The following is a 9,942-nucleotide window of genomic DNA, read 5'->3' on the forward strand; positions in this document are numbered from 1 at the left end:
TCTCTACCGTATTATTTTTTTGCTATTGCAGCCGCATGAAAAAGCTCTTCTGCTTTCTCTTCACATCCGAAAATAGCTCCATAAATCTTTACCCATTCCTTCTGTGCCAGCTCTTCTTCTTCATCTGCAGAACGATCTATAACCACTGGAATATCAAGAAGTGCATATTTCTCCACCTGTTCAAAGAAACGCTCTTTCTGTTCTTCTACTGTCAGATCTTCTTTCTCATCTTCCTCTTCTTCCTGCGGAAGAATGTCAGCCGGAAGAAGTGCAAGATTACATTTAGTGCTGATCAATTTCTTAAAATCCGGTTCCTCATATGTACCTGCAAAGGATATTTCTTCCTTCTCCATCTTGTCAGCAATCGCATCAATCTTACAGTCATCTTCCTCACAGGCAACTGCTGCCACCTGATCCAGCATATCCATCTGTTCCAACTGTTCCAGAATATCATCGGAAGCCGCATATGTCTTATCAACCGGCTGTTGGATCACAACAACTTCTTTATCAAGTCCGGCCGGAATCTCTACACCTTCCGGAACGATCAAATATTTCACAACATTTTCCTGATAAAGCTCTGCTACGATTTCTTCCTGCGTCTGAACATCCAAAGCTGTTTCCTCCGAAGCTTCTGCCGAATCATCATCTTCTACATTCTCTGTCTCATCTTCTGACTCAACCTTCTTCTTAGAATCTTTCTCTGTCTCTTCGTCCTCTGCATCTTCTCTTACCGTACCTGATACCAGATCAATCTCAAGAAGCGTAATTCCCTGTTCATATTTATAGATCTTAAAGTACTCAGCATAATCCAAAGTCACTTCATCTTCATATTCTAACCCCAGTATATCCGGTGCCTCTTCGTCCAGTTTCTTGCTGCTTCCCATACCGCTTCCAAGAACTGTTTTGCCGTCTGCTTCTCCTGCTGCCGCAAGATATATAAAGATATTGTAAGCAACTTCATGTGCCGTTGACATCGCCGTTGTCATACCAATGATCTGGTTATTCTTATTCAACTCAACCGGAATCGTAAAGACAGAAGTTCCGCCAACAACTGTAGCATAGTATTTATTGCCGTTAGCCTTTACATAACCGTAGTTTGGACTGCTGAATACGATTGTCGCATATGCCTGACCATTCGTTATCGTAATCTTTGTACAGGAGATACTCACACGCCCGGTTCCACCTGACCATGTGAAGCTATCTGGTGTATAGACGCCATCTTTTAACTTGGTGGTATTGTTCACTTTTCCAGTCGAACCGCTTAAGTCAGACTCATACTTGGATTCGGAATCTGGATTGTTATTATTCTGACCGCCGGAAGAACCGGTGCTGCCGCTGGAACCTGAATTACCAGTGTCACCAGTATTTCCAGTACTTCCGCCCGAATTTTCTGGATTATCTGTACTTTCTTCTTGTACGCCACAAGGTATACTGCTTGTTCCCCATGAAAAAACCAAAGTACGATCATACCATTTTGAACCCAGTGCCGCTATCTCTATATCTGTATTTAACCCCGATACGGGAATTGTGAATACATATCTTCCATCTGCACCCTCTGTATATTCTATATAATTTTCTGCAGTCTGTGCTTCTTCTGCACTTCCCATATAAAGCTTTGTATATCCAGTTCCGCTTAATGTAATTGCAGCTTGCATTGAACCATTTTCACTACTTAAGGTACAAGCAATGACTTTAAACATTTTATTACTTGAAGTCACGATTATATCATCATATGTTCCATCCGGTAACGTTTTCAGATTATTTACTTCCGGATTAAATACCAGAATACGATCAAACCATTTTTGGCTCTTTTTAGAAAATGCTGCTATCTTTATTTCTGTATTTAACCCTGATACAGGAATTGTGAATACATATTTCCCATCTGCATCTACCGCATAATCTATATAGTCTGTTACCTGCTCTGCTTCCTCTGCAGTTCCCACGTAAAGCTTTGTATATCCAGTTCCACTTAATGTAATTGCGGCCTGCATAGTGCCATTTTCATTAAATAATGTGCAATCTACAACATTAAACATCGTACTGCTGGATTCCACAGCAACATTCTCGTATATTCCATCGGGTATTTTTTCAATCTTTAGATTTTCCGAACTGAATGTCAATTCACGGTCAAACCAGTCACAACTCTTTTTGGAATATGCCGCCACCTTTAACGGTTCATCCAATTTACTCACTGGAATTCTAAATACATATTGCCCCTCTGCATTTTCTGTATAACCTATATATTGTGACTCTTCTGCACCTGCCGCTTCTTCTTTTGTTCCAATAAAAAGTTTTGTATAAGAGGTTCCACTGAGTGTAATGTCAGCCCACACCTTACCATTCTCACTTGTCATTTTACAAGACACAATGTTAAACATAGAGCTGCTGCTATCAACAGTCGTACTATATTCCGCACCGCTAATAAGCTCCACTGTCTTGGCCGTTTCTTCTGATGCTTCTGCTTCCAATAACATTGGAAGTTGCCTTGTCATTTTCGCAGATTCAAATGTGCCTTCTTCCGCATCCGAATCTATATTTTCTGCTTCTACCTCTTCAGGAATCTCCAGACGTACATCTTTTTCTACATACCATTCATTTTTTTCTGCATAATAAGGCACAATCAATATCTTTTGTCCAAGCTGTTCTTTTTCTACATCAAAAGTAAATGTATAACCGCCCAGGTCATTTTTCTGACCTTCAATCACTGGTTCTTTTACTGTGTCTTCTTTATTTCCAATATAGATCTTATTATAAGTCAGCTTCGCTGTAAAAACGGAGATACTGACCTTCTCACCATTTTCCTTTGCTTCTGACTTAACGACCTTGAATTCTTCCGTGTCATCTTCCACATTTCCCTGGGAATTGGAAGATTGAGATTCCATCGACTGCTGCACAGTTGTATCATTTTCCGGCTGCTGTACTGTTTCATTTTCCGATGTCTGTCCATTTTCTGCACTTTCTTCAACTTTAGGCACCTCTACAGTCTGCAAAGCTTCAGAAGTATTTCCCTGTCCATCTTCTTCTCCTTCTGCCACTTCTTCTTGCTGTTCATTCTCTGCATTTTCCTGTCCTTGTACATTGGACTCTTCTGCTCGAAGCGAAGTTACAGGCATTACTGCCATAGCCACAGCCAGAAGAAGGGCAAGAAATTTTTTCGTGTTACTTTTCACTTAAATCCTCTCCTTTTGATTATTTTCGGCCTTCTGGGGAAGTGGCCCCTTGTTGGTATTGCAAAGAAAAAGCCTGCTATCATTCCGAAAGCAGACATTCTTCAAGAGCTGTGAAAAACATATTCCCACAACTTTATCTTTATTACATGAAAACACTTTCTTCGGAAGCTATTCACCAACATTTTCAGCAGGTTTCCTGACTTACATATCAACGCTCGGCTGCACCTTCTCACATATAAAATATATGCAATGGCATATCACAGCCTTACTCCTTGCTTACAGTGACCGGATCGCTCAGGACTTGCACCTGATTCCCTTTTACCCCTACAGATGAACATCTGTCTGGCACTGAAAACCCCATATATTTGATATTATCAATCACTACCTCATTGTAGCAGACTTATCAGCCAATTACAATATTTCCCAAAGAAAGTCCTTCCTTTTTCACATTCTCAAAAAATAAGCTGTAGCCATACCAAGGCATAAGAATGGCCCAAATGGAAATGATGTTTTATATCCAACTTTTTTTTGCACCAGAATCCATACTACATAGATTCCTGCGCTAAATACCGCCATTACGAATGCAAGCATCATACACCGCCATCCAAGATACCATCCACAGACAGCCGTGAGTTTGATATCACCGCCGCCGAAGCTTCCCGGAACAATACACGTAATAATGAGAAGCAGTATGCTGATACATAAGACGCCGATTCCTCTCTCCATCAGACTGATTTCTGTGAAAAAAGGGGTTGATGCCAGACCAACCCCTCCAGTTATTATGATTAATTTGTTCGGAATCTTCATTGTCTTCCAATCATTATAGGCTATCATTGCCAATAAACTTAAGAATCCTGCCGCAAATAATATTCTACAGACATTCACCATCCGATCTCTCCTTCTGTTTTTTGTTCTCAGTTGCCTGAATCACAACAGAACATGCAATATCTCCAGTAATGTTCGTAGCCGTTGGAGCCATATCTGTAATCCGGTCGATTCCAGCCACCAGTCCGATACCTTCCAGCGGAAGCCCTACAGACTGCAGAACCATGGAAAGCATGACCATTGCAGACCCTGGGATTCCTGCCGCCCCTATAGACGCAAATGTACACGTCAGCACAATTGTAATCTGCTGCACCAGACTCAGATGAATTCCATATACATTTGCAATAAATAATGCACAGATTCCCTGATAAATAGCAGTTCCGTCCATATTGATCGTAGAACCGAGCGGAAGTACAAAAGAACGCACCTCTTCTGTGACACCCAACTGTTCTGCTGATTTCATAGAATATGGCAATGTCGCTGAACTACTTGCTGAAGTAAAAGCAAATACGATTGCTTCTGCTGCTTTTTGAAAGAATTCTTTTGGTCCCACGCCGGAAAATAATTTTACAGAAGATGAATATACAATGATTGCATGCAATATACAAGTACCATAAACTGCCAGAACCACACTGACCAACGGAAGCAGTACTTCTGCCCCATTTTCTGCCACAATCGGTGTAATCAACGCAAATACTGCAACAGGTGTAAACTTCATAATCACTCCGGTAATGGCATACATTGCTTCAGCCAGTGAATCGAATGCTTTGAGAATTGGTTTACCCTTATCTCCAATCATCACAATTCCGCCGCCAATGACAATGGCAAACGCAATAATCTGGAGCATATCTCCATTTGCCAGTGATTGTATCGGATTTGACGGAATAATATTAACTAAGGTATTGATAACTCCCGTACTCTCCGGAATCGTTACCTCTGCAACTTCTCCTGTAATCTCAAAGCCCTGACCAATCTTAAATATATTGGATACAATAATACCAAGTGTTGCTGCACAAGCAGTTGTACATAAGAAATATACCACTGTCTTTCCGCCGATTCTTCCAATCTTTTTTGCATCACCGATTCCACATACGCCCACGATAATTGAAGAAAATACCATTGGTACAACAATCATCTTGATGCAGTTCAGGAACAATGTTCCAAATGGGCTGATATATGTATTGGCAAAATCAGCATGATTCTGCAATGCCAATCCCGCTATGACACCAAGCGCTAATCCTATTAATGTCTTCACAGGCATACTTAACTTTTTCTTTTCCATAAGTCCTCCTCATCAGTATCTTTTTTATTACTCTCATATTAAATTAGTATATCACAACCCCGATTTTATTACTATTATTGTTTATTTTTTCACTTACTCTGGTTTTTCTATGCATATTTACTATACAATTTACTCCCTTATCCAAACGCGACATCCAGAATCATCATCACAAGAAATCCCACAATAAATCCCAACGTCCCTGATTTTTCTTCTTCTCCGATATATGCTTCCGGTATCAGCTCCTGTACTACGACATAAATCATGGCTCCTGCTGCAAATGCCAGAAACCATGGCATCCCTCCCTGCACCAGATTTGCTGCTGCAGCTGTCAGAACTCCAAAGACTGGCTCCACAACCGCCGACATGCTCCCAATAAAAAAGGCTTTTTTCTTACTTATTCCATTGTTAATTAGTGGCAATGCAACGGCAGTCCCTTCTGGAAAATTCTGAATTGCAATACCGACCGTTAAAGCAATGGCCCCTGACAACCTTGATGCATCCTGAAGATCTTGAGTTGCCAATGCAAATGCAATGCCAATCGCCATTCCTTCCGGGATATTGTGCGCTGTAATTGCCGTCACCAGCATCGCCGTATTCCTTTTAACCTGAAAACTCTCCCACTTTCGAATCAAATAATCCACTAGAATCAACAGCCATACACCTATCAAAAAACCACAGGTAATGACCAGCCAGCTAATCTGTCCATTCTCTTCTGCGTATTCGATTCCCGGCAACAGCAAAGACCATACCGAAGCCGCAATCATCACACCGCCGGCAAACCCCAGAAATCCACTCTGTAATCTTCCTCCAATCTCCTTTTTTACGAAAAATACTCCTGCTGCTCCAAGTGTCGTCACAGAAAGCGTCAATAAAGTTCCCAAAAAAGTCCATATAATTCCATTCATTCTTCTCACCCATTAGTCAATATATGGAATTAAATAAAGATTGTTCTTCATATATCTGGAATTCTCTCCTATTCCAGGCTATAATAAAACTAGTCCATACAATAAAAAAGGAGAAAGCTGCATGAATTTTCATTATGAAGAACCTTTAAAAGAATATATGAGAAAAAAAGACATTTCAAATATCTTTATCGAAGTCTATATGTGCCATTCCTGAGCGGGAATCACAGAGATCTATGCGAGGTTCGCAAACAAGAAAAAAACGGAATTTTTAAAATCCAAAAAGCATTATCGCAGTATTCCAACTGAAATGGGCGAGATTCTTCTCCCTCCAATAAAATTGGAATACGCCGATTCCGTTGCGCTGGGTTTACAGTCTTCTATCTTCGGAAAATTGATCACGCTCCAGGGTGTTAAAATTTAATGTGTTATTTTCAATTTATCTATTGACAACTATCAATGTTATATGGTATAAATATCTAGTGCGACAGAGAAATATAGGGGATTGGTCAAGTGGTATGATAGGGGTCTCCAAAACCTTTGGCGGGAGTTCGATTCTCTCATCCCCTGCTTAATCAAAAAGAAGTCTTGAATTTACAAGACTTCTTTTTGGTTTTGAGAAAATTTCCATGCAATCAAATTTTTGTTTTACTTTATTATAAAATAAAAGCCCCGGATTTTCAGGGCTTTTGATTTTATTCATTTTAATCTCTATTCATTTATCATAACTAATTTATTTTGCAATATGAGCGCTCACTACGTTAATATTCATCTTCTTGAACACCTGAATCAATACCTTTCCAAGCGCCAATACAAGAACTGCTGCTGCAATTGCTTCTGGAATACCTGATGCTGTTACAGTTCCCATAACGAGTCCCCATACAGCTGTCACAGCAACATCTTTTGCTTCTGCATACTGCTGTGCAAACAGCAGATAAATGCTTCCCATAACTGTTATGGTATTTACCATAGAACCTACAAATCCTACAATTGGAAGTGCAATTACCTGATTTACTTTTAGTTTACTTAGTAAAATCCATAACCATCCTGCAGCCACTCCAATCAAAATACGGCATCCTACAGATATCCAGATTGCTTTCAGTGCTCCTGGAATTCCCGTTGTGCTCATAAATGGCGAAAATGCAAAGGATAAGAGTGTAGGTGCCATTGTATTACTAATCATCGAACACATACCAAAAACAAATCCTAAGATTGCTCCTGCAGAAGGTCCTAACAGAACCGCTCCAATAATTACAGGAATGTGTACAGTTGTCGCCTTAATAATTGGCAGTTGGATCATACCTAAAGGTGTATTCGCCAACACAATGACAATTGCTGCCATAAGTGCGACACTGACCATCCATCGAGTGTCATGTTTCTTTTCTTTCATTATTCAATTCCTCCTTGTTATCATTCCCGACTGCCGGGATACAATACAATTACTGTGTCATTATATCATCGGAATTTATTGAGAACAAGTATAAAATCGAGTACAATCCTGTTAATTTAGGTCCTTGATTCTTGCAAGATAAGCAGAAACACGCTATAGTTATTTTATATTATATCAATATAAAGAGAGGATTTACTATGCAATTGAAAAATAAAACAATTCTTCTTGGTGTTACTGGAGGAATTGCTGCTTATAAAAGTGCATCTCTGACCAGTCTGTTGGTAAAGTCTGGCGCAGAAGTCCATGTTCTTATGACGGAAAATGCCAAGAACTTCATAAATCCCATTACATTTGAGACTTTAACAGGCCATAAATGTGTAACAGATACTTTTGATCGTAATTTTGAATTTAACGTAGAACATGTTGCGCTTGCCAAAAAAGCAGATGTTGTTATGATTGCACCAGCAACTGCCAATGTTATCGCTAAACTTGCACATGGTCTTGCCGATGATATGCTTACTACTACCATTCTTGCCTGTAAATGTCCTAAAATCATAGTACCAGCCATGAATACAGCCATGTATGAGAATCCCATCACTCAAGATAATCTTGCAACTTTACGTCGTTATGGTATGGATATTGTAACCCCTGCCAGTGGTTATCTTGCATGTGGTGACACCGGAACTGGAAAGATGCCAGAGCCTTCAGACTTGTATGAACATATTCTTCGTCATTGTGCTTGTCCAAAGGATATGGAAGGATTGAAAGTTCTTGTTACTGCTGGCCCAACTCAGGAAGCTATTGATCCGGTTCGATATATCACCAACCATTCTTCTGGGAAAATGGGTTACAGTATCGCCAAAGCTTGTATGTTAAGAGGTGCCAATGTCACACTCGTAACTGGAAAGACGGCATTAGAACCGCCTAAATTCGTTCATGTTGTTCCAATTATCACAGCAAAAGATATGTTTAATGCCGTTACTTCCAGAAGCAAAGATATGGATATTATAATTAAAGCTGCAGCTGTTGCAGACTATCGCCCAAGTCAAGTCTCAGATGAAAAAGTAAAAAAGGCAGACGCAGAGTTATCAATTCCATTAGAGCGAACAGATGACATCTTAAAGTATCTCGGAGAACATAAACTTCCTAACCAATTTTTATGTGGCTTTTCTATGGAGACAGAAAACATGCTTGAAAATTCCAGAAAGAAACTTGCAAAAAAAAATCTGGACATGATTGTAGCAAATAATTTAAAAATAAAAGGTGCTGGTTTTGAAACCGATACAAATATAGTTACTCTAATTACTAAAAACTCCGAGACTGAGCTTCCAATTATGGAAAAAGATGAAGTTGCATTCCGACTATTGGATGCCATTTTAGAATTAAGATTGAAAAAGGAGAATACGTCTCATGAATAAAGATTTTTCCCAAATTCAACAAGATGTAACACACGTAATTGAACTCAACGAAAACGGAAAAAATATGGCTGAGATTGCTGAGCGGCTAGATTTTTCCATAGATTATATTAAACTCATTTTGACTTGTGCACAAGGATTTACAGAAGACGATCCGATTGCTGTAGCACATTTGGTGGAAATGGAATTTTAAATATTATCACATTAAAAATCCTGCCTACTATATAGATTTTCTTTCATATAATAGGCAGGATTTTCATAATTATCATCTGATATTATAGCTTTTCTTCGCTCCATTCCAGAAATTCTCCTGAATATGCATCTATCTCAAAATCATATTCTTTCTGCTCATATATAATATCACCATCATATTTATAATATCCATCATCATATTCCAATTTGATTTTGACATTTTGCTCTGTTGCTCCAGGGACTTTTTCAAGAACAAGTTTTATTGCTTCCTCTTCACTGACAGTCACTTGTTCTTGTGAAGGTATTTGTTCGTTATTCTGGCTATTATTTTGATTCTGTTGCGTATTAGTTGACGTAGTATTTCCATCTTTTCCGGTATTGGAAGCAGTATTCGAATTTCCATTCGTGCATCCACTCAAAACTATTGTAGAAAACATCATAAAAGCTACTAATAAAGTAATGTATTTTTTTCGCATATCTTTCCTCCTAAGATTTCATTTTTTCTTGCATTTAGTATATCCATTTAAATTGAAAGAAAGACTAAAATTCACATTATATTTTTTACAAATTATGCAAAAAAGACAGTCAAACCGACTGTCTTAAACTTATGTACCTTCAAAACTGCATACAAGAAATATCATCCATTACCTATCACCTTGCTTGGTCATGCCCTCGACCGATTAGTAGCAGTCAGCTCCATACATTACTGTACTTCCACCTCTGCCCTATCTACCTCGTCGTCTTCAAGGGGTCTTACTACTTTCGT

At 39.1% G+C, this 9,942-nt stretch carries 8 protein-coding genes, 1 tRNA gene, 1 rRNA gene and 1 riboswitch; of the genes, 3 read left to right on the forward strand and 7 right to left on the reverse strand.

The features are described from left to right. Positions 1-11 precede the first annotated feature (11 nt). The 4 genes from JQM81_RS11410 to JQM81_RS11425 all read right to left on the reverse strand — a co-directional run bounded on the left by JQM81_RS11410 (position 12) and on the right by JQM81_RS11425 (position 6,182). Entirely contained in the window at positions 12-3,170 is a 3,159-nt protein-coding gene (locus JQM81_RS11410) for an ABC transporter substrate-binding protein (protein ID WP_235233781.1), read from the reverse strand. 168 nt (positions 3,171-3,338) lie between these two features. Further along, positions 3,339-3,538: riboswitch (cobalamin riboswitch) on the reverse strand. Between the two features lie 76 nt (positions 3,539-3,614). Next, complete coding sequence (locus tag JQM81_RS11415) at positions 3,615-4,058, reverse strand: prepilin peptidase (RefSeq protein WP_235233782.1); 444 nt, start codon at positions 4,056-4,058, stop codon at positions 3,615-3,617. Beyond that, the gene (locus tag JQM81_RS11420; RefSeq protein WP_235233785.1) at positions 4,042-5,277 is read right to left on the reverse strand and encodes a dicarboxylate/amino acid:cation symporter; all 1,236 of its coding nucleotides are present in this window, start codon (positions 5,275-5,277) and stop codon (positions 4,042-4,044) included. The genes JQM81_RS11415 and JQM81_RS11420 overlap by 17 nt, the downstream gene beginning before the upstream one ends. Before the next feature lie 137 nt (positions 5,278-5,414). Then, positions 5,415-6,182, reverse strand: coding sequence for a ZIP family metal transporter (locus JQM81_RS11425; RefSeq protein ID WP_235233786.1), 768 nt, complete (start codon positions 6,180-6,182; stop codon positions 5,415-5,417). 496 nt (positions 6,183-6,678) lie between these two features. Here JQM81_RS11425 and JQM81_RS11430 point away from each other — a divergent pair. Continuing rightward, positions 6,679-6,749, forward strand: a tRNA-Trp gene (locus tag JQM81_RS11430). Positions 6,750-6,912: 163 nt separating this feature from the next. On the opposite strand, the gene JQM81_RS11435 is transcribed toward JQM81_RS11430, so the two are convergent. After that, positions 6,913-7,569 carry an ECF transporter S component gene (locus JQM81_RS11435; protein ID WP_235233787.1) on the reverse strand — a complete coding sequence of 219 codons (657 nt, stop codon included), beginning with the start codon at positions 7,567-7,569 and terminating at the stop codon, positions 6,913-6,915. A 197-nt stretch (positions 7,570-7,766) separates the two neighbouring features. Here JQM81_RS11435 and coaBC point away from each other — a divergent pair, with 197 nt between their 5' ends. Next, positions 7,767-8,987 carry a bifunctional phosphopantothenoylcysteine decarboxylase/phosphopantothenate--cysteine ligase CoaBC gene (gene coaBC / locus JQM81_RS11440; RefSeq protein ID WP_235233788.1) on the forward strand — a complete coding sequence of 407 codons (1,221 nt, stop codon included), beginning with the start codon at positions 7,767-7,769 and terminating at the stop codon, positions 8,985-8,987. Beyond that, on the forward strand, positions 8,980-9,177 hold the full coding sequence (locus JQM81_RS11445; protein ID WP_235233790.1) for a hypothetical protein: 198 nt from the start codon (positions 8,980-8,982) through the stop codon (positions 9,175-9,177). Before coaBC ends, JQM81_RS11445 begins: the two co-directional genes overlap by 8 nt. A gap of 82 nt (positions 9,178-9,259) precedes the next feature. Here the strand turns inward: JQM81_RS11445 and JQM81_RS11450 are convergent, their stop codons facing one another. Both JQM81_RS11450 and JQM81_RS11455 read right to left on the reverse strand, forming a co-directional pair. After that, the gene (locus tag JQM81_RS11450) at positions 9,260-9,652 is read right to left on the reverse strand and encodes a PepSY domain-containing protein (protein WP_235233791.1); all 393 of its coding nucleotides are present in this window, start codon (positions 9,650-9,652) and stop codon (positions 9,260-9,262) included. 184 nt (positions 9,653-9,836) lie between these two features. Continuing rightward, positions 9,837-9,942 (reverse strand): 23S ribosomal RNA (locus JQM81_RS11455); the annotation flags it as partial.

The organism is Faecalicatena contorta (assembly GCF_021531895.1).
In the GTDB taxonomy this organism is placed as follows: domain Bacteria; phylum Bacillota; class Clostridia; order Lachnospirales; family Lachnospiraceae; genus JAFBIX01.

Coding starts and splice junctions, on each gene's coding strand:
- JQM81_RS11415 (WP_235233782.1), bottom strand. CDS start 4,058: ATGGTGAATGTCTGTAGAATATTATTTGCGGCAGGATTCTTAAGTTTA.
- JQM81_RS11420 (WP_235233785.1), bottom strand. CDS start 5,277: ATGGAAAAGAAAAAGTTAAGTATGCCTGTGAAGACATTAATAGGATTA.
- JQM81_RS11425 (WP_235233786.1), bottom strand. CDS start 6,182: ATGAATGGAATTATATGGACTTTTTTGGGAACTTTATTGACGCTTTCT.
- JQM81_RS11435 (WP_235233787.1), bottom strand. CDS start 7,569: ATGAAAGAAAAGAAACATGACACTCGATGGATGGTCAGTGTCGCACTT.
- coaBC (WP_235233788.1), top strand. CDS start 7,767: ATGCAATTGAAAAATAAAACAATTCTTCTTGGTGTTACTGGAGGAATT.
- JQM81_RS11445 (WP_235233790.1), top strand. CDS start 8,980: ATGAATAAAGATTTTTCCCAAATTCAACAAGATGTAACACACGTAATT.
- JQM81_RS11450 (WP_235233791.1), bottom strand. CDS start 9,652: ATGCGAAAAAAATACATTACTTTATTAGTAGCTTTTATGATGTTTTCT.